This is a genomic window from Leptospira neocaledonica, assembly GCF_002812205.1.
Lineage (GTDB): Bacteria > Spirochaetota > Leptospiria > Leptospirales > Leptospiraceae > Leptospira_B > Leptospira_B neocaledonica.
In genome coordinates, this window is record NZ_NPEA01000001.1 from 125,088 (window position 1) to 145,631 (window position 20,544).

19 protein-coding genes and 1 tRNA gene are annotated in these 20,544 nt (G+C 40.8%); 8 read left to right on the forward strand and 12 right to left on the reverse strand.

Going from position 1 to position 20,544, the window contains the following annotated elements; translation table 11 throughout:
- Positions 1-84 precede the first annotated feature (84 nt).
- The gene (locus CH365_RS00585; protein ID WP_100766669.1) at positions 85-390 is read right to left on the reverse strand and encodes a hypothetical protein; all 306 of its coding nucleotides are present in this window, start codon (positions 388-390) and stop codon (positions 85-87) included.
- 62 nt (positions 391-452) lie between these two features.
- On the opposite strand from CH365_RS00585, the gene CH365_RS00590 reads away from it, so the two are divergent.
- The 4 genes from CH365_RS00590 (at position 453) to CH365_RS00605 (ending at position 5,187) form a co-directional block, all read left to right on the forward strand.
- Positions 453-528: transfer RNA gene (locus CH365_RS00590), tRNA-Ala, on the forward strand.
- A 52-nt stretch (positions 529-580) separates the two neighbouring features.
- The gene (locus CH365_RS00595) at positions 581-1,267 is read left to right on the forward strand and encodes a hypothetical protein (protein ID WP_100766670.1); all 687 of its coding nucleotides are present in this window, start codon (positions 581-583) and stop codon (positions 1,265-1,267) included.
- A 2-nt stretch (positions 1,268-1,269) separates the two neighbouring features.
- Positions 1,270-1,800, forward strand: coding sequence for a peptide deformylase (gene def / locus CH365_RS00600; protein WP_100766671.1), 531 nt, complete (start codon positions 1,270-1,272; stop codon positions 1,798-1,800).
- 36 nt (positions 1,801-1,836) lie between these two features.
- Positions 1,837-5,187, forward strand: coding sequence for an efflux RND transporter permease subunit (locus CH365_RS00605; RefSeq protein ID WP_100766672.1), 3,351 nt, complete (start codon positions 1,837-1,839; stop codon positions 5,185-5,187).
- A 22-nt stretch (positions 5,188-5,209) separates the two neighbouring features.
- Here CH365_RS00605 and CH365_RS00610 read toward each other — a convergent pair whose 3' ends face one another.
- On the reverse strand, positions 5,210-6,409 hold the full coding sequence (locus tag CH365_RS00610; protein WP_100766673.1) for a polysaccharide deacetylase family protein: 1,200 nt from the start codon (positions 6,407-6,409) through the stop codon (positions 5,210-5,212).
- A 13-nt stretch (positions 6,410-6,422) separates the two neighbouring features.
- Positions 6,423-7,640 carry a tyrosine--tRNA ligase gene (gene tyrS, locus CH365_RS00615; RefSeq protein ID WP_100766674.1) on the reverse strand — a complete coding sequence of 406 codons (1,218 nt, stop codon included), beginning with the start codon at positions 7,638-7,640 and terminating at the stop codon, positions 6,423-6,425.
- Between the two features lie 64 nt (positions 7,641-7,704).
- On the opposite strand from tyrS, the gene CH365_RS00620 reads away from it, so the two are divergent.
- Positions 7,705-9,312, forward strand: a complete 1,608-nt coding sequence (locus CH365_RS00620) for a glycerol-3-phosphate dehydrogenase/oxidase (protein WP_100766675.1) — start codon at positions 7,705-7,707, stop codon at positions 9,310-9,312.
- A gap of 138 nt (positions 9,313-9,450) precedes the next feature.
- On the opposite strand, the gene rpoD is transcribed toward CH365_RS00620, so the two are convergent.
- From rpoD to CH365_RS00655, 7 genes are all read right to left on the reverse strand, one after another.
- Entirely contained in the window at positions 9,451-11,217 is a 1,767-nt protein-coding gene (gene rpoD / locus CH365_RS00625; RefSeq protein WP_008589554.1) for an RNA polymerase sigma factor RpoD, read from the reverse strand.
- Between the two features lie 11 nt (positions 11,218-11,228).
- Positions 11,229-13,019, reverse strand: coding sequence for a DNA primase (gene dnaG, locus CH365_RS00630; protein WP_100766676.1), 1,791 nt, complete (start codon positions 13,017-13,019; stop codon positions 11,229-11,231).
- 11 nt (positions 13,020-13,030) lie between these two features.
- The gene (locus CH365_RS00635) at positions 13,031-13,480 is read right to left on the reverse strand and encodes a GatB/YqeY domain-containing protein (RefSeq protein WP_100766677.1); all 450 of its coding nucleotides are present in this window, start codon (positions 13,478-13,480) and stop codon (positions 13,031-13,033) included.
- A gap of 40 nt (positions 13,481-13,520) precedes the next feature.
- Entirely contained in the window at positions 13,521-13,730 is a 210-nt protein-coding gene (gene rpsU, locus CH365_RS00640; RefSeq protein WP_008591132.1) for a 30S ribosomal protein S21, read from the reverse strand.
- A gap of 201 nt (positions 13,731-13,931) precedes the next feature.
- Positions 13,932-14,396 carry a hypothetical protein gene (locus tag CH365_RS00645; protein WP_100766679.1) on the reverse strand — a complete coding sequence of 155 codons (465 nt, stop codon included), beginning with the start codon at positions 14,394-14,396 and terminating at the stop codon, positions 13,932-13,934.
- Between the two features lie 68 nt (positions 14,397-14,464).
- A complete protein-coding gene (locus CH365_RS00650; protein ID WP_100767004.1) occupies positions 14,465-14,680 on the reverse strand; it encodes a hypothetical protein in 216 nt (71 codons plus the stop codon).
- Positions 14,681-14,891: 211 nt separating this feature from the next.
- Positions 14,892-15,314 (reverse strand): hypothetical protein, encoded by a 423-nt coding sequence (locus tag CH365_RS00655; RefSeq protein ID WP_100766680.1) that lies wholly within the window; start codon positions 15,312-15,314, stop codon positions 14,892-14,894.
- Positions 15,315-15,507: 193 nt separating this feature from the next.
- Between CH365_RS00655 and fbp the strand changes: the two genes are divergently transcribed.
- Both fbp and CH365_RS00665 read left to right on the forward strand, forming a co-directional pair.
- Positions 15,508-16,530, forward strand: a complete 1,023-nt coding sequence (fbp, locus tag CH365_RS00660; RefSeq protein ID WP_100766681.1) for a class 1 fructose-bisphosphatase — start codon at positions 15,508-15,510, stop codon at positions 16,528-16,530.
- Positions 16,531-16,843: 313 nt separating this feature from the next.
- Positions 16,844-18,496 (forward strand): thiol-activated cytolysin family protein, encoded by a 1,653-nt coding sequence (locus CH365_RS00665; protein ID WP_100766682.1) that lies wholly within the window; start codon positions 16,844-16,846, stop codon positions 18,494-18,496.
- A gap of 57 nt (positions 18,497-18,553) precedes the next feature.
- Here CH365_RS00665 and galE read toward each other — a convergent pair whose 3' ends face one another.
- Together galE and CH365_RS00675 are read right to left on the reverse strand one after the other, a co-directional pair.
- Entirely contained in the window at positions 18,554-19,525 is a 972-nt protein-coding gene (galE, locus tag CH365_RS00670; RefSeq protein WP_100766683.1) for a UDP-glucose 4-epimerase GalE, read from the reverse strand.
- Between the two features lie 58 nt (positions 19,526-19,583).
- The gene (locus CH365_RS00675; protein ID WP_100766684.1) at positions 19,584-20,144 is read right to left on the reverse strand and encodes an ion transporter; all 561 of its coding nucleotides are present in this window, start codon (positions 20,142-20,144) and stop codon (positions 19,584-19,586) included.
- A gap of 130 nt (positions 20,145-20,274) precedes the next feature.
- On the opposite strand from CH365_RS00675, the gene CH365_RS00680 reads away from it, so the two are divergent.
- The gene (locus CH365_RS00680) at positions 20,275-20,484 is read left to right on the forward strand and encodes a YgaP family membrane protein (RefSeq protein WP_100766685.1); all 210 of its coding nucleotides are present in this window, start codon (positions 20,275-20,277) and stop codon (positions 20,482-20,484) included.
- Positions 20,485-20,544 lie beyond the last annotated feature (60 nt).

The following is a 20,544-nucleotide window of genomic DNA, read 5'->3' on the forward strand; positions in this document are numbered from 1 at the left end:
TAATCCTTCTTCTAAAAAGAAGGAACCGTCACTTCGACTTCTAAGTAGGGTCTCCTGTTTTTTGATCTGGGTCAAGGTCGGAATTTAGGATTGGAATTTAAGGGATTCTTCCCTTAGTTTTCTATTAGCGAGTTCGAGTTCTTTGATTCGATTCATTGCAGAAATTAATTCATCTCTGGATAAGTTAGTCACGATTGAAGTTGCATCAAAAGCTTCTTTAACATCTTTTAATTCTTGTCCGGAGTATTGGATAATAGTCTCATACATACGAATGATCTCATCCGCATTCTCCAGTTCCTGCTCGTTCAATCTCAAAACTTTTTCATAACCTTTGATGATATCGTTTTGGATTTTTATTTTTTTCTGTAGCTCCTCGACGGAATCGCTCATCCGATTGCTCCTAAAATAATATATATTGACAGCATGCCCAAGGACACCAATTTGGAATCAAAGGGGATGTAGCTCAGTTGGGAGAGCATTTGAATGGCATTCAAAAGGTCGGGGGTTCGATTCCCCTCGTCTCCACCATCCTCAGCCGAACCTAATAGATAGTTTCCTTTCCTAATCACTGTCAAGACTAATGCGAGAGAATCATTGGACTTTTACCAGCCGGGGAAATCCCAAAAAAGACGAGGTGCTTTGGCTCCGGGACCCCTTACATTCTTTTGACCGAGCTTTCAGCCCGGAACTTTCTTCCAATTATTATCTTACGGTGGCAGAAGGTCCTGAAAAATTCTCAGGATTTTCCAATCAGGATATTCTGGAATTTTTAGAGAAAAGAAAGAAGAAACAAATTCTAATTGCGGAAGGATTTTCTGCGAGATTGATCTGGCCCCTTCTCACAGAGCCCCACGACAAAATACTTTCTGCATTTTTAGTTTTTCCAAATCCACTGCCGGTATCAGGATACTCCGCCTCTATTCTTGAAAAAACGGATTGGTTTCTTCGGAATTTAACCCAGATCCCTAAGTTTTTTTGGGACCCTTTCGGTTTAGAAAAGCTTTGGAACGGGTTGGAAAAAGAAGATCTCTATTCTCAAAAGGCAAAATGTCCTATAGGTTTACTTCTTCCTAGAACCGTTGGCCCATTGGAAACCCAGGCGGAGATATTACAAAACCTTTCGGTCGCAACTTCTGTATTCAGATGGGAAGCTCAAAATCCAAGATTTTTAGAACCGACCGCTGGAATGCTGTCTAAAATCCTAGAACCATTCTTAAAATCTGGTGGGCAAAAACCGGTGAAGGATAGCTCTAGGACAAGGTTCTGAAAATGTCAGTGCGTAAAATTCTCAAAATCGGCGATCCCCTTCTTAGAAAGACCAGTGAAAATGTTCATCCCGACGAACTGGGAACCAAAGAGTTCAAAAAGTTGATCCGGGACATGTTCGATACGATGAGACATGCGGACGGTGTAGGCCTTGCAGCTCCTCAGATCGGTATCATGAAGAAGATAGTAGTAGTCGGTTCCGACCCCGAGGACGATAGCCCATCTAGGGTTCCTGAAAGAATTCTTATCAATCCGGAGATCAAACCTATCACGGAATCAGTAGACGGAAACTGGGAAGGTTGCCTTTCCGTTCCGGGTATGAGGGGTTATGTAGAAAGACCTAATAAGATCCAAATGAAATGGATGGACGAAAAAGGAAATTCCCACGAGGAAACTATCGAAGGATATTCCGCAATCGTATACCAACATGAATGCGATCACCTAAACGGAGTTTTGTACGTAGATAGATTAAAAAGTACAAAAATGTTCGGATTCAACGACTCCATGGAACTAAGCGGTCCTATTCTGGACTAAAAAATTCTCCCCTAAACCCTTAAGCAGAATACCCATATGAAAAGTATCATCGAATATTTCCTCTCGAAAAGTATCTTCGTAAATTTACTTACCGTTCTGATCATTCTTGCCGGAAGTTTTCTTGCTGTTAAGATGAATAGAGAAGCATTCCCGAATATTAACTTCGATATAGTTTCTATCTCTACTCTATATTTGGGAGCTTCTCCCCAAGAGGTCGAAAAGTTAGTCACAAATCCCCTCGAAAAAGCGATCAAGGAAGTGGATGGGATCAAAGAATATAGATCCGCCTCCATCGAAGGTAGATCCGGTATCGTGGTTACATTGGATCCGGATACAAAGGATACTCAAAAAGTGGTGGATGATATTAAATCCGCCATAGACCGGGTTGAAGATCTTCCGGAAGAAGTAGAAGATCCTATCGTTACCGAGATTACAACCGCAAGAACTCCTGTGATCGAGGTTTCCATCACATTAAAAGAAGATGATGGTTCTGTCGAAGCTGAGAAAAAATTACGTGCCCAAGCAAAAATTGTAGAACAGGCTCTTTTGGATATTTCCGGGGTGGCAAAGGTTTCTCGCAGAGGCTGGAGAGAGACCGAAATGCAAGTGGATATTCTTCCGAATAGTTTATTCGGTTTTTATCTTACCGGTCAGGACGTAATCAACGCATTAAGAAATCGTAACGTAAACGTTCCTGGTGGAAATGTCACCGGTCTGGATAAAGAAATCATTCTTAGGACTATAGGAGAATTTGATACTCCAGAGGAAATTTCCAGAGTCCATGTGAGAGGAAACGAGATTGGAAATGCGATCCGAGTACAAGATATTGCGAGAGTTACGGAAGGTTTACGAGAAGCCGACTATATCGAAAATGTAAATGGAACTAAAACGGTAGCACTCACTGTTCTAAAAAGACAAAGTGCGGACGCGATCAAGGTAGTAGACAGCGTAAAAGCCACCGTAGAAAAATTCCGTCAAACTTCTCCCGAATTCCAATACGCGTTCGTAAATGATCTTTCTAAATATATTCGACGCAGATTGAATGTTTTAATTTCAAACGCTACCTTTGGGATGATCCTAGTTACAGGTTCTTTATTCTTCTTTTTAGGATGGAGAGTGGCGTTAATGACTGCTCTCGGGATCCCGGTGTCTTTTGGTGCTACATTCTTCATCATGGATCAATTCGGTCTGACCCTGAATTTGATCTCGATGTTCGGTCTAGTTTTGGTAGTCGGGATACTTGTAGATGATGCGATTATTATCTGTGAGAACGTATACAGATATATAGAAGAAGGACTTCCTCCTTACGAGGCTACATTAAAGGGAACCTTAGAAGTGGTCTCTCCAGTGACTGCAACTGTTACTACTACGATTGCTGCATTTGCTCCCCTTCTTTTTATGCCGGGAATTTTTGGTAAGTTCGTATTCAGTATTCCTCTCGTTGTGATCATAGCACTTTGCGCATCTCTTGCAGAAGCGTTCTTTATTCTACCGAACCACTTGTATGATATCAATAAAGGTGGAGTAAAAGCGGGAGAAATCAAAGAAGAATCCGGATGGTTCTCTAAATTTAGAAATACAAAGTATGTTCCTGCGCTTAGATTCGCTCTGAACAATCCTTGGAAAATGACGATTGGGATCGTTACATTGCTCATCGCGAGCTTTATCATTCAGATATTATTCTCCAAATTTAAACTATTCCCAGGTTCCGTTGACCAGTTCTACGTAAAAGTCACCGCAAAAACCGGAGCCAGTTTGAATGAAACGTATCGTTATTTAGAGGTGATCGAAAAAGAAATCGCAAAAGTCCCTCAGGAAGATCTGGAAAATTATGCGACTCGTGTCGGGATCATTCAAGCTAACCCGAATGACCCTTTTACCAAAAGGGGAAAACATTACGGAATGGTAATGGCTTATTTAACTGCGGAAGAAAACCGTAAAAAATGCCATAAAACGGACGATATCATCCAAAAACTTAGAAGAAAAACTCTCTGGTTATTAAACGAAACTTCTCGCAAGATTGAAGAAGAGAAAATCCAAAAAGAAGCGGAAGAAACCAAAAACCCTTGCGATATTCCGGAACCTAATGTGATCCCGGAAGAATTTGAATCACTTCGTGGAAAGCTGATTGCTCTAGAATATGAAAAAGTTTCCGGAGGTCCTCCTGTTGGAAAACCTGTGGCGATTGAGATCAGAGGAGATAATTACGACACTCTTCTGAAAATTGCATCCGAATATAAGGGTATATTAGGACACGTGAAAGGAGTCACCGATATTGCTGACGATTTCAACGAAGGTAAGGACGAAGTCCGTATTAGAGTCAGCGAATCACTTGCTTCTACAGCGGGAGTTTCCGTATTTAAAGTGGCTCAGGCGATCAATACTGCCTTCCAAGGTACTGTTGCTACAAAGATCAAAAGAACTGACGAAGAAGTAGAAGTCAAAGTACGCTTTCCCGAATCTTATAGAAAGTCCGTGGATAGTTTGAACCATGTATATGTTTCCAACTCCATCGGCAAAATGATCCCGGTATCTAGACTGGTAACCATGCAGAGACTTCCAGGTGTTTCGAATATCAATCACTTGGATGGAAAACGTCTGATCACTGTCTCTGCAAATCTTGCAGGCGGAAAACAAGCCAACTCTAGTGAGGCAAATGCTTCCGCTAAAAAATTAGCGGACCAAGAAAAGATCGTAGATAAGTATCCAGGCTATATAGTTCGCTTCGGCGGAGAGAATAAAGATACGGAAGAGTCTATGGGCTCACTAGGATTTCTATTCTTGATGGCCTTACTCATCATGTACATTATTATCGCTTCCCAATTTGGGTCTTTGATGCAGCCTCTCGTGATCGGAAGTGCTATCCCCTTCTCCTTTATTGGAGTGATCTTAGCGTTCGTAAGTCATGGAGAATATTTCGGATTCTTAGCTATGCTTGGAATAGTAGGTCTTGCGGGAGTTGTAGTAAACGATTCTATCGTACTAGTAGATTTTGCTAACACCCTCCGAAGAGAAAATCCAAGTAAGGACATTAAAGAAATCTTAGTCGATACCGGAAATTTAAGACTTAGAGCTGTTACCTTAACTACGGTGACCACGGTTTTAGGACTTTTACCTACTGCTTACGGCATAGGAGGTTACGATCCGTTCTTAGTCCCGATGGCGTTAGCATTCGGTTGGGGACTTGCATTTGCAAGTATCATTACCCTACTCATGGTGCCTGTATTCTATCTTCATCTATATAATTTTCAGCATTGGTTTTATGGAATGTGGGAAAGGATTTTTGGTAAAAAACAAGCTGTGAAACCTGTGTATTTCCCAAGCCCTGAATTTTCCAGCGAGCCTGAGCCGATTGGACCGAATAATAAAGGTAAAAAGAAGAAGTAAGCTATAAACGAAAAGTGGGAATTTAGTCCTGCTTTTCGTTTAATATTTCCGGAACGGTTACGAATTTATAACCTTTGTCTAGCATTGCCTGGATAAAATCAGGAAGAATATAGATCAATTTTTCGGATTGTCTAGGCGAACCTAAGTGCATTAAAATAATCGCACCATTCATTCCGTTTTTGTCGGAAGTTTCCCAACGATATAAAAAGTCCAACATCTCCTCCTTAGTCTTATAATGAGGGTTTTGGACTAGCTTCGTTTTTCCGGAAACAGGATCTCTTTTGGTAATATACTTCTTATATACGAAGTCGGGAACATCTAGAGAACCTACAGTATTATTACTCCAGAAAATATGATTTTCATAACCTTGGGTAGAATATACATCCAAAATAATCTGATCTACTGCGCCGTAAGGAAGTCTATAATACTTTGTAAGAGTTAGCCCGGTAATAGTTCTAAATTTGTCCTCCACGGAAGTTAATTCTTCCAGAAGAAGATTAAAATCCGGGATCTCATCTGCAACATAACTGAGAAGTGCTCTTTTTCTAAGAGAAGGTTCTTTTAAACTTCTAGGTAAATTAAAATGGCTCCATGTATGATTCCCAAAAACCACTCTTCCATCTAAGGCTGCTAATTTTTTGAGATAAACCAAATTGGTCTTCGAGAATAAAGAACCCCCTTTTTTAGCAGGATTCTCATTGGAAACAAACAAGGTCACCTTGATCGGAAACCTCATCATAAATTCATAAAGTATTTGTAGATCCTCTCCTGTTCCTAAATCGAATGTAAGAGAGATTTCTTTAAAATTCGGATTTCCTCTACTGATATTTTTACCAGTTCCAGGTTTTGGAATGACTGCTTGTAGGGAATTTAAGTTTTTATTAACTTCTTCACTTAAATCGCCATCAGGAACATCATCTAAGATCGAAGACTTAAAACGAAGGACTTCTTCTTCTCTTTGCTGTTCTTCTAATCTTAAACTTGTAATGTCTTCTGAAAGAACAGAGATTACCTCGTTCTGTTTTTGGACGGTGTTTTGGAGAGAATCTAACCTTCTTGTCAACGCAAAAACAGTGGTGATGCTTAAGGTAAGGAAAAAGAATACGGAAGAACCGATTCTAATCTGACGAAATTTCTTTTCCAGGACTTCCGACTCTACTTCGTTGTCCTGGATTTCCTTGATCGTCTTGGAAAGTACTGTGGATTCTTCTTCGCTGAGCATGTTCTGATTTCGGTCAACTGACCAGACGGATGAATTTTCCTTTTTTGCCTTGGCGAATCAAGTATTCTGCGTTTTTACTTACGGTAAATTTTTCGTCCGAGAGTTTCTCTTCGTCGACATAAATCCCCCCTGATTTGATCAGCCTTCTCGCTTCGGAGGTAGAAGGAACAAATCCCAGTTTGGCGAGTACCCAGATCAGTTGAGGAGTTTCGGATTCTTGGAAAAATTCGGGACCTAATTTTGTTTCCGGAATATTCTCCGGAATCGCTCTCGCTTTAGGGTTATGGACCTTATTCCATTCCTCTATCGCTTCTACATTTGCATCGGAAGAAGAGAACTGGTCCATTATTAATTTTGCAAGTTCTGTTTTAACCTCTTTAGGATGTAATTCCCCGGATTGGATCCCTTTTTTGCGTTCCCCAACCGATTCCAGAGGAAGATCCGTAAGTAATTCAAAATAATTCCACATGAGATCGTCCGAAATTGACATGAGTTTTCCGAACATATCGATCGGCTCTTCCGTAATCCCTACATAATTTCCAAGTGACTTGGACATTTTTTTGACTCCGTCCAAACCGACGAGAAGTGGCAAAGTGATCACACATTGTGCCTCTTTTCCGTATTCTCTTTGTAATTCTCTACCTACGAGAAGATTGAATTTTTGGTCTGTTCCGCCGAGTTCTACATCTGCTTCCATTTCTACGGAGTCATAACCTTGGACCAGAGGATATAAAAATTCGATAAGAGAGATTGGCTGTCCGCCTTTATATCTTTTGCTGAAATCGTCCCTTTCTAAAATTTGGGCCACGCTGTATTTAGAAGTCAGCACCAGAACGTCTTCAAAATTCATCCCGGAACACCAACGGGAATTGTAAACGATCTTGGTCTTCTCCTTATCCAAAACCTTGAAAACTTGGTTTTGGTAGGTCTCCGAATTTTTCAGGACTTCTTCTTTAGAGAGTCTTTTTCTGGTTTCGGATTTGCCTGTAGGATCTCCGATCATCGCGGTAAAATCCCCGAGTAGAAAATTCACCTCGTGACCCAGGTCCTGGAAATGCCTCAATTTTCTGAGTAAAACGAAATGCCCCAGGTGAAGGTCCGGAGCTGTCGGGTCGAAACCGGCTTTGATTTTTAAGGACTTTTTTTTGGTAAGTTTGGAGGTAAGTTCCTCTTCGCTGATCAGGTCGACTGTCCCACGTCGTATCAATTCGATTTGTTTTTTAGGTTCCATTTGGCTCTTTTATTGCAATTTCACCCGGCGAAATCAGCCTGTAAAGCAGGAAGACCTTGTACATATGCAAAAACACGATCGCAAAAGCCGGTTTGAAAAATTGAAAGAAGAACAATTCGACCTCTTAATTTTGGGGGGTGGAGCCACAGGAGCCGGAGCAGCTCTGGACGCGAGCCTCCGAGGATTGAAAGTGGCACTTTTAGAAAAATCGGATTTTGCTTCTGGAACTTCTTCACGTTCCACAAAACTAATACACGGAGGGGTTCGTTATCTCGCCCAATTCCATTTCAAACTAATTCACGAGGCTCTCACAGAAAGACAAAGGCTTTTGGAAAACGCGCCTCACCTGGTCAAACCGCTTCCATTCATTCTTCCCACATACAAACTGTACGAAAAACCGTATTACAGTATCGGAATGACAATGTATGATATCCTAGCTTGGAAAGGAAATCTGCCTTCTCATAAAAGGGTTTCCAAAGAAGAAGTAGAAAAAGATTTTCCGGCTCTCCAAACCAAGGGTTTAACAGGTGGGATCTTATATTACGATTCTCAATTCAATGATGCAAGGCTAAACGTCAACCTCGCGAGAGCAGCATCTAAAGAAGGCGCTCTGGTACTGAACCAAACTGAACTTCTTTCCTTCCAGAAGAAGGACGGCAAAATTATAGGTGGAAAAGTAAAAGATCTCTTAAGTGGAGAGACCTATAACGTAAAAGCGAAAATTGTAGTAAACGCGACCGGACCTTGGGTGGATGATATTCGCTTAAAAGACGATCCAAGAACCTATCGTGTACTTTCCCCAAGCCAAGGAATCCATTTAGTTTTCAAAAAAGAAACTATTCCTTGTAATACAGCGCTTATCATTCCTAAAACAAAAGATGGACGTGTAGTATTTATAATTCCTTGGGAAGATCATGTGATCTTAGGAACCACAGACACACCAATCCACGAAGTCAGCCAAGATCCTCTTCCATTGGAATCCGAGGTGGAGTTCCTATTACAAACAGGTTCAGAATATTTAGCATCACCTCTACAAAGAAAAGATATCATCTCAGTATTCTCCGGTATCCGACCACTCATCTCTCCGGAAGGAAACCAAGATACAAAGAGTATCTCCAGAGAAGAAGTGATCTTAGTTTCTTCTTCAGGGCTTATCACGATGGGAGGAGGAAAATGGTCTACGTATAGAAAAATGTCCGAGGATCTAATTGATCGAGTCTTGAAAGAAGCTTCCTTAGAGGAATTCGGTTCCAGCAGAACTGCAAAATACGCCTTCCCTGGAAAAGTGGGTTATTCCGAAAACTTATACAAAGAAATCCAGAAAATGTATAAGGTAAGCGAGACATCCGCAAAACGTCTCCAAAACTTTTATGGCGGAGAAGTTTTCATCATCCTAGGCAAAAAACCAACTCCTCTTTTGAAAGGTGTAGAATATTTCCAAGAAGAAGTGGAATGGTTTGCTAAAGAAGAATTTGCACTCACTGTCACAGACGTTCTTGCGAGAAGATTCCGTATCCAATTCTTGGATCTGAAACTATCCGCAAAACTTGCAACACCGGTCTCACAAATTTTAGCTAAACAATTAGGTTGGAAAGAAGCACAGAGAAAGGAAAAGGAATCCGAAGCACTCGAACTGATCGAATCACTTCGAGCTACTTACAACGGTAAATAGGACACGAAGTTTTGAGAGACTCTGAGGTTTTTTCGCACAGAGACACAAAGACACGGAGCAAGTGATTTGAGGTAAAACCTCTGCGTCTCCGTGACTCTGTGTGAGACTACACTGTGTCTCTCTTAAACTCTGTGACTTTTAATCGATATAGTCCCTTAACTTCTTGGAACGAGATGGGTGGCGTAGTCTTCGAAGAGCCTTTGCTTCGATCTGACGTATCCTTTCCCTGGTTACCTTGAACTGATAACCAACCTCTTCCAAAGTTTGAGGATAACCATCATCCAAACCGAAACGCATACGGATCACCTTCTGCTCCCTTGCAGGAAGAGTATGAAGTACTTGTCTGATCTGTTCTGCAAGAATGCTGGAAGCTGCAGAATTTACAGGTGATTCCACATCCTTGTCCTCGATAAAATCTCCTAGCTCCGAATCTTCTTCTGATCCTACTGGGATCTCAAGAGAGATCGGTTCTCTCGCTACATTCTTAACTGCTTTTACTTTTTGGACAGGCCAGCCTAAACGTTCTGCAATTTCTTCATTGGAAGGATCACGGCCGAATTCCTGAACGAACAAACGAGTCTCACGGATCACCTTGTTCACTTGTTCAATCATGTGAACCGGAACACGGATCGTTCTCGCTTGGTCGGAAATCGCGCGGGTAATCGCCTGGCGGATCCACCAAGTAGCATAAGTGGAGAATTTATATCCTTTCTTATACTCGAATTTGTCTACGGCCTTGATCAGACCGATATTTCCCTCTTGGATCAGGTCGAAGAAATGCATTCCTCGGTTCGCGTAACGTTTCGCGATGGAAACCACAAGTCTTAGGTTTGCCTTTACTAGTTCTTTTTTAGCCTGAGCGATTTCTCTTTCGCCCTTGATAATCTTCTCGCCCCAGTCTTTAATCTCTTGGACAGAAGAACCGGCTTCCTGTTCCATACGACGAAGTTTACGCTCGTTGTTGCGGATATCCTTGATGACCTCACGGACCTCGTCTATAGAGACTCCCATCATTTTTTCGATATCTTCTAACTTTTCATTTTTCTCGATGAAACGGTTGAATGCTTTGATATCCTTAACGTCGTAACCGTACTGAGCTTTAATCTTTAAGAAATGACGATCGATTTCCTTGATTCTGAAGACCATAGATTTGATCTTTTGGGAAATTTTCTGGATCTCTTTTTGAGAAACTCCAAGTTCCCTTACAGCGGTATCTATGATACCTTTGGAAATATCTATTTTCTCTTTAAACTCTTTGTATTTTTTTGAGTTCTCTGAATATTTGCGGATCCTAGATTGAGCTTCTTGTAAAACTTTTTCCTGTTCTTGGATAACGGAAATGTTCTTGAAGAAAAGTTCTTCTAACTTCTTCGCTTCTTCCGCATTCATCGCGTACATCTTGTCTACACGGACAAGATCATACACTTTTGTCTTTTTACTACGGATCTTAGGAAGAAGTTTGATGAAGTTCGCTCTAAGGATAGAAGAACCTAAAATGGTTTCTTCAATGATCTTCTCGCCTTTTTCTATCTTCTTAGCAAGAAAAACCTCGGTTTCTCCGGAGATCAAATTTACCTTTCCGATCTCTTTTAAATAAAGTCGGATCGGATCTTCTGAACCACCTGCAGAAGAAGCAGTTTCTTTCTTTTTGCGGGCAGGTTTTACCGGAAGAGCCGGATCGTCTTTAGGCAGGATAGAAGTAGCCGGCTCCAAAGATTTCCTAGTATATTCTTCTACGATCTCTATTCCCATCTCGTGAAGAAGAGTGAATACATCGTCAATCTTCTCCGAGTTTAAGATCTTATCCGGAAGGATTTCATTGATTTCATCGTAGGAAATTTCGCTATTCGCTTTTCCTATCGCGATGATCTTCTGAACTTCCGGCATGCTTTGTAGATTTTCCATTCTGCGGTCCCCTATCTTACGCCCGAGTTTTCACTACGGATAAATTCCAATAATTTTGCTTTCTCGGTCTTATAATATGCCAGTTTTGTAAAATGTTCGGGATCATCTATAGGTGAGCCCGAATCCAACTCTTCCATTCTCTTATCGATCACGAAAAGTTTTTGTTGGTTTAATAGTCCCCGAAACACCTTTACAGAATCTTCAGGACTCATATCCGCTTCCGATATCAGGAAAGGAGCTATGGATTCCTTAAATTCGTTCGGGATCTCCGAAGAAATCACGGAAGCGGGAGAAACTTCTTCTTCGCTTGCGTATCTCGTATATATAAAGTCCCATAAAAACGCACTTTTAGAGTCCAAGAATTCCAGTCCGGATAATTCTTCGGAAAAACGGAATAAATGATTAGCCTTCACAAGCAAGGCAATGATCTCTCTTTCGCATTTTTCGGCAGGATTTGGGCCCGATACTCGTTTAGCGGATTTATCTTTATTATTATCGGACCCTGGAGAGGCAAACTTGGCTCCTCCCCCCTTATAATCTCGCAAAACTGCATCCATACTGATCCCGAGTCTTCTTGCCCCAAGACTTAAGAAAAACTCCTTATCGGAGTCTCGATTGAATCCTTTCAGAAATTGGTAAAGATTATCCAAAGCCCTTCTTTTCTTTTCCGGAAGAGCTCGAGAATCTGCCTTATCCAAAAGTTCTTCCACGACAAAGGAAGAAGCAGGGATTTGGTTTTCCAAAAGTTTATGCAATTCTTGGCGGTTCAATTCTTTAGAAAGATCGAAAGGGTCTTTTCCTTCCGGCAATAATATAACAAAACAATCTAAGGCCTCTTTCAGGCAAAGTTCGGCTGCATGTAGTGCGCCCTTTCTACCCGCGGAGTCCCCGTCCAAAACCAAAAGGAATTTGTCGGAGAATTTTTTCATGGTCCGGATATGATTTTCAGTTACAGCGGTTCCCATACACGCAACTGTATTTTCCAAGCCCTTATCTACGAGACCGATCACATCCAAATATCCCTCCACTAAAATTGAGGTCCTGGACTTTTGGATGGATTCTTTTGCCTGATGAAGATGATAAAACGTTCTTCCTTTATCAAATATGGAAGAAGCCGGACTGTTTACATATTTTGACTCTTTTCCTGGGCCTAAAATTCTTCCGGAAAACGCGATTACTCTGCCGGAAAGATCGAAAACTGGGAACATGATCCGATCTCTGAAAAAATCATAAGGTTCTTTTCCTTTTTCGGATTCGCGGATAAGTCCTACCTCTAGAGCGGCTCTGATTTCTTCCTTTGTGTTAAAAACTTTTCCGGTTAAGTGATTATAGCCGCCGGGAGCATACCCAAGTTGGAATGATTTTTGGATTTCTTCTCCCAGATCTCGAGAATTCAAATATTCTCTTGCTGCGAGTCCTTGTGGACCGCGTAAATTTTCTTGGAAGAAAAGAAGTGCCTTCTTATTTACTTTGTATAAGTTTTCCGTCCTTTCTACTTCTTCTTTGGCTTTTTCCTGGATCGGAATTCCTGAATACTCGGAAAGAATTTCTTTTGCTCTTTGGAAATCCACTCTTTCGTAACTCATCACGAATTGGAATAGATCTCCGGATGCCTTACATCCGAAACAATGATAGAATTGTTTATCTACGGAAACGTTGAATGAAGGAGATTTTTCTTGATGGAATGGACAAAGCCCAACCATATTTCTCCCTCTTTTCTGTAAGGGTACAAATCGACTGATATAACTTTCGATGGGAACTTCCCTACGAATACGGTCGATAAATTCCCTTTGGAACTGCAAGATTGGCCAGCTTAGGAAAGTTTAGATTTAACGATCGCAGAAACCTTTGATCCGTCGATGTTCGCGCCTTTAAACTCTGCCATTACTTTTCCCATAACCTTTCCTATGTCTTTGGGTCCGGAAGCTCCGAGTTCTATGACAAATTTTTCTACTGCGGCGATGATTTGATCCTCGGGCACATCGGGAGGTAGATATGATTTTAAGACTTCAGCTTCACCCTTTTCTTTATCCGCAAGATCGTTACGATTCGCTTTTTCGTACATTTGGATTGCATCAGTACGTTTTACGTAACCACGTTTGATTAAAACGATGACCTGTTCATCGCTCAATTCTTGGGCTCCGTTTTTCGTAAGCTCGTATTGGATATCAGCCTTGAGTAGGCGTAAGGTGGAGAGAAGAGGCTCCTGTTTTGCTTTCATAGCCTCTTTCAGGTCAGTATTAATTTTTAATTGCAGGGACATGCCCGTTCCCCTATTTCTCTTAGGAACCTAAGACCGGGGATTAACCGCGGTCTTTACGAGAGAAGAGACGTTTTTTCTTTTCTAATTTGCGTTTTGCGGATTCCAAAGCCTTTTTCTTTTTGATGCTAGGCTTTTCGTAGAATTCACGTCTTTTGATCTCGCTCATGATTCCGGCGTTAGCGCAATCTCTCTTAAAACGTTTGAGAGCGGATTCGATGGACTCGCCTTCCTTTACAATGATTCCTACCATTCGGTGGATTTCTCCTGTTTGGATTGTTTTAGGACCGGATAAACAATATCGCAAAAAAACGATACCGACCACTGCAATAAACAGAGGTCCGGAGTCTGGGGACAAAATGCCCCGTATTTACTAATTTCTGTTGACTGGGTGGGAAGTCAAGGTGATTTGGCCGTTTTTCAGACCTGAAACCTAGAAAACCCCAAAATGACCTTATATGGCCAAAATGGAGGTCCAGCCATATCCATACAAACCAAGTATGACTCCAATCCCTACCCCGTAAATCAAATGCCCGAAAACGTGAGCGGCAGCAACACTGATTCCAGCTTCTCTAAATTGCTCTAAAGGGTGGTTTCTGGCCACCAATACCACTAAAAGGAATCCTACCAAATATCCATGGAAGAATCCCACTGCTCCTCCAGTGACAATGGAAGCGATCAAAATATGAGGAGCCAAACTAATCAGGAATGCGTAAGGAAAAGCAAATATAATCCCAACGATAATATGCGTGATTATCCCGGGGACTAAGGCCTTATTCATATCCTTTGTGAAAAAACTTCCTACTGCACGGATCATATCTGCATTTACAGATCCTGCATAGTGGATGGACCACATTGAAAGGGACATACAAATGGTTCCGACAAAGCCGGCCACGAAGATCAATCCTATTGCTTCCATAATTCCTCCCGCTCGCGGGGGAAAATTGTAGTCTAGAAAATTAGGTCGGACAAGAACTAAAGGATGGTTTAAGCTGCAAAAAAATCCGCTTTTTGGATGGAAGAAATTTCGATTTCTGCTTCTATTCCGAAATCTCCGTTTTTAATCACTACGTTACCGTTCATTTTTCTATTTTTATCCAGCTCGATCACGGTCCCGTCTTTTAGAGTGAGAATGATATCTATTCCGCGGTAGTTGATATAACGTTCCAAGGTGTCCTTGAATTGTTTCGCCCTGTCTTTCATCTTCTCCTCCCTTACGTTCTGATTTACGGTACAACCGTTCATTTTCACGAGAGAGTTTTTTCAAACCGATTGAATAAATTTTTTAACCAGAGAAAGGAAATAATGCGAAGAAGATACACAGGCGATTAGTACCATTCCGAACCTTTGCGTCTCTGCGTGCCAATTTTATATATTTTTATCTCACGCAGAGTCACTAAGACGCGGAGATATTTTAAAAATGTGCTTTGAGAAGTTTTTCGTAAACCGGTTGGAAGGAATCCAAAGGTTCAGTGAATTCTAGAAATTTAATTTCGTAGTCTATGATCAGATGGTTCACTTGGAAGATCACTTCGTCGAATCTACTTTTTACGATATCCAATCTACAATCAGGACAAAAAGTTAAGAAGGATCTGGAATTTAAAACATAAAGTTTATCGTACGGACGAAGATGGGCCTGGATCACGGATTTTAATTCTTCTACAATTTCTCCGGACTTTTGTTCTCCAAGTAATTTGAAATATTGGGAAAGGTCCTGAAAATAAAAATGGGTCAGCACCATTTCTGTGCTGAGTGAATTTTTAACATCTCTTAAGAACTGGTTCGTAAATTCTTCGAACACATCCGGGATAGGCTGTCTTTCGTTCGCTGTTTCCATCTCATTTAGAAATATCGACTAGGGGCTCTCTAAAAGCCTAACTTTTTCGTAAGAAGGAAACCTTCTTTTTTAGATAAATCGCTACAAAATCTATTTAGCGGCGAGCAAAGGTTGCCAGAAATCAGGCTTGTCAAGCTGCCCTGGAGCGATTTTATATCCGGTATAGCTAAAAAGCAAAAAGGAGAACACGCAAGTGAGCGCCCACCCTACCCAATTAATGAGTCTTTCCCAATATTTAATCGAGGAACAACTCAAACTTCCCCAGGCCACCGGGGATTTTACGGCACTCATGAGCCATCTCGTATACGCCGCCAAAGTTGTTTCTAGAGAAGTGCGAAAAGCCGGTCTTTTAGAAAATATCTTAGGAGCCACCGAACAAACCAATGTCCAGGGCGAAACTGTCATGAAACTGGACGAATACGCAGACAAAATTTTTACCCATACACTTACCCGCTGCGGGCATTTATGCGTAATGGGAAGCGAAGAACAGGAAGATATCATCACAATTCCTACAGGTTATAAGGTCGGAAAATATACGATCGCGATCGATCCTTTGGACGGCTCTTCTAATATTGATGCAAACGTTTCTATTGGTACTATTTTTTCGGTTCACTTGAGAACCTCTCCTCAAGGAACTCCTGGAACGAAAGAAGATCTTTTGCAAAAAGGATCTAAACAGAGAGCAGCAGGATATATCGTTTACGGATCTTCTACCATGCTTGTTCTCTGTGTTGGAAAGGGTGTCTCCGGTTTTACATTAGATCCATCTTGTGGGGAATTTATTCTTTCTCATCCTGAAATGAAAATGCCTGAGTCTGGTGGAATCTATTCCATCAATGAAGGGAACTACGATTATTGGTCGGATGAAGTGAAAAACTATATCCGAAATATTAAATCCATCGAAGGGGGACGTAAACCTCAATCGCTTCGTTATATAGGCTCTCTTGTAGCGGATTTTCACAGAAACCTTTTGAAAGGTGGTATCTTCTTATATCCGAACGATACTAAATCTTCCAAATATCCAAAAGGAAAACTTAGACTTTTATACGAAGTTGCTCCAATGGCGCTCATTGCAGAGCAAGCGGGTGGAATGGCAGTTACTGTAGAAGGTAAGCGGATCCTGGATCTGGAACCGGAAGAGCTTCATGAAAGAACCACATTCGTTGTAGGTTCCAAAAAGGAAGTGGAACATTTCTTAACATTTATAAAAAAATAATATTCTTTCGGCGGATCTTCTTTGTTTGCCTCGCAGAAAGAAGATCCGCATCCGTGACCTTCTTCTTTCCTATCTCCTTCCTTTTATTAAAATTCCCCCAAAAACTACCTCAAAAATAAGCGCTTAATTTTTACTTATATTTTAAGCCATCTCTTACTTTCTATCAAGAAGACTTACATCTGATTTTGTATTCTTCTTATATATTATGTTTTAATAATAAATAAAAATCTCATGATTTTATTTTAGCGCTTGCTACAGAAATTTGGGCAGATAATTCTGTAGGCACTGAAAAGAAATAAGGTATTTTGAAAGAATGAAGATAGTGAAAAATTGGATCAAACCTTCTGTAGCCGTGGCTTTGACTGCGGGATACTTAGCGAGTTGTTCCCCAAATCAATCTAACTTAAGCGGTTTATTGGGCTTCTTAGCGGGCTCTGGTTCCTCTAAACAAGTGGAAGAAACGGGACCTGGAGCAGTTAAAATCGCGGAAGCAGGCGAATTATATACGGAACCTTCCTATGGGCAGGCTCTTTCTTCTTCCAGTAACGAAACAATTACTCCTTTTCCTGCGGGTATCCCTGTTCCGGAATCCAAGAATGGGCATTATTCTTGCACCACTACTAAGTGGGGAGCATCCGAGGTACGAAGCCTTGTGGATCGGGCCATTCTAAACCAAGGAGCCGAAGTAATTTATCCAGGCGCTTTATTACAAGGTAAGTTTCTGGAAGCAGGTGGGTATACTCCGGTTACCATTCCAAGATCCGGAGGTAAAATTTTCCTAACCGGTTTAAAACTCAGCCCAAATGCGATCTACTCTAAAGAGTTGCCGCAAGTAAGCGCATCTAATATCCAACAAGGGATTCAGGACATTCTATCCACTGACGTTGTAGGAACTGCTGCAGATGCTTCCTTTAGCGTGGAGCAGGTGTATAATGAGAATCACCTTTTATTCAATCTTGGATTGGATGCTCGTTTCTCCGATGTTGGTCTAAAGGTCAGCCTTGGAATAGACAATCTGGGTAAAAAGAACTATATTTTGATGAAGTTCACCCAGAAATTCTATGATGTAAATTTCGAGGATCCAACTCTTTCTACATCAGTATTTAAAGATGGAGCTAACTTCCAAGATCCGGAAGGGCAGATTTCTGCAAACAATCCTCCATTATATGTTTCTAAAGTATCTTACGGAAGAGTGGTTTATTTCCTTTTGGAATCGGAATATACAGCACTTCAAGTAAAAACAGCATTGGAAGTTGCTTGGGACCCTGGAATTCTTTCCGCGGTTTCTCCTGTACCTCCAATTGGTGGAGAAGTTTCCGTAACTCATGAGCAGGTCCTAGACAAGACCAGGATCGCTTATTTTGTAAGAGGTGGAAATGCAGGTCTCGCTCTTGCTCCGATCAGTGCGGCTGATTCCGCTACTCCGGGAAGTATGTACCAAGCTATCCGTAACTTCTTAGCAAATCCGGAAGCTGCAAACTATTCCGCCGCTAACCCTGGAGTTCCGATCGCTTATACATTAAACTATCTGAAAGACAGAACCGTGGCTAAAATGAGCTACACCACAGTGTATGACCAAAGAGATTGTGAAGCAACTTATTCCGAAAATCCTCAGGTATTTACTGCAAAACTTGGAAAAGTGGATGATAAGGTTCGTTTCTTAATGGATGGACAAGAGTTCTTCTCCACAAATCCGGAAGCGGATGTGTATACGGGACCTGAGATTAATTTGAATAATGCGATGAGTGTCGGTTCAGAACATGAGTTCACTGTGGAATTGATTAACGCAAATTGTTTCGGGACCGCTTTGGATATTGAACTAAAGCTGAATGGAACCGTATTAAGAACCCGTAATCTTAGCAGAAGTGTAAGCACATGTGGAAAACAGTTAACTTACAAATATAAATTGAATAAGATTACCGGCGCTTGGTCCATTATAGAAGAAAACGAAACAGCAGAATTCTAATCACTATTTACCGATCTTTCAGGTTTCTTCTCCAATCGGGGAAGAAACCTTTTCTTTTTAATGAGAATGGTTTTTGTGAAATTCCCAAGCGCTGGAAACTATATCTTCTATTTTTGCAAACTTAGGATCCCAACCTAAAACCTTTTTGGCTTTTGTATTATCCGCGATCAATTTAGCAGGATCCCCTTCTCTCCTGGGACCGATCTTATAAGGGATCTGCACTCCCGAGACCTTTTCCACTGTTTTGATAATTTCCAAAATAGAAAATCCTTGTCCTGTCCCTAGATTAAAGAAGTCCGAAAATCCGCCTTTTTTCAGATACTCCAATCCTAGATAATGTGCCTGGGCCAGATCCATTACATGGATATAATCTCTAACTGCAGTCCCGTCTTCTGTATCGTAATTGTTTCCATTTACTGTGAGTGAATCTCTTTTACCTAAGGCTTTTTCAATTACAATTGGAAGAAGATGAGTTTCCGGATCATGCTCTTCTCCTATGTCCAAATCGGAGCCGGAAGCATTAAAATAACGAAGAGCGACATACTTTAAGTCGTATGCATGAGAATAATCCGACAAAATTTTTTCGATCATTAACTTAGATTGACCATAAGGATTGATCGGATTCTGGGGAGTCGTCTCTAAGATAGGAACTTCTGTAACAGCACCATAAGTGGCGCAGGTAGATGAGAAGATGAAGTATTTAACCCCATGATTCTTCATTGTTTCTAAAAGTTGGAGAGTTCCTACCACATTATTAATATAATATTTCTGGGGATCGGTAACTGATTCGCCCACATATGCAAATGCCGCAAAATGAATAACCGCTTCGAATTCATGCTCTGAGAATACCCGGTCCAAATCCGCTTTATTTAATAAATCTCCCTTGAAAAACTTTCCCCATTTTACCGCCTTCTCATGGCCGTTAGAAAGATTATCGAATACAACAGTATCCACACCCAACTTATGGAGATATTTATTCATATGGGAGCCGATATATCCGGCTCCACCGGTGATCAGGATTTTTTTCATAAAGCTTTTACATGTATTTCAGAAGGATCGAAATTGTAAAAGGGAATTTGGGTGCTTCCTAGCTGGGGTCCGCACTCTTAATATTAGAGCTGCTCAAGGATTCTTTCAGACTTAGAAAATCGGAAAGAATAAAGATGATAGTGATGAAGGATAGGATCGCTTCGAAAATCACCAAGATCTCCGCCTCAGTACTTTCCGGTACAATTTTAATAATCCCTATATTGGTAAAAATCATTAGGCTAAAATAAACAAATTTGAAAAATAGAGAAGGATAGCCTAAGTCCTGAGGAACACCTGAAAAAGAGCTTATATCCGTTTTATAGATACAAAAATAATCGAAACCGAACGATAAAACAATCACACTGATATTGAACGCAATAAATACAAGAAATTCATAATATTTCAGGTCTAATCCGGAAAATTCGGAGATCCTTCTGAAACCTTTGGTCAAAAAGTACCAGGATTTAAAGCCAGCCATAGTGAGAATAAGATACTTAATCTCCAAACCTGCAAATTCACTCTCATCTAAAAAGATCAGAAATATTCCTAAAGAAATAATGAAGACATACTCTACGGATGTTTTCAATATAGTTTTGATAATGTAACGATCAACTTTCATAATACTTCCGAATTCAGGCATTGATGATATTTATCACTAGGTTCGCACGATTCTATATCCGTCCAAACATTGACAAAGACTTAAAATGAAAGATTATTTCTAATAGAGATTTGGTCAATAGGTGTTACATATGAAATTTATAAATTCAAATTTTTGGGATAGAGCATTTAGAGTGGTTTTAGGTACCTCCCTAGTTACATGGGCCTTCTATATAGAGGATCTATATAAGCTTGCGATTTTTGCAGTCGGTTTTATAATACTTGCCACAGGTATTGTAGGCTGGTGTCCCATTTATTCCCTATTTGGTTGGAATACTCGGACCCATTCTAAAAGATCTTAAGTCACTCAGTCATCTGACTTTTCTAAGAAAGATCTTGCGATAAAGATCGGATACATGCTC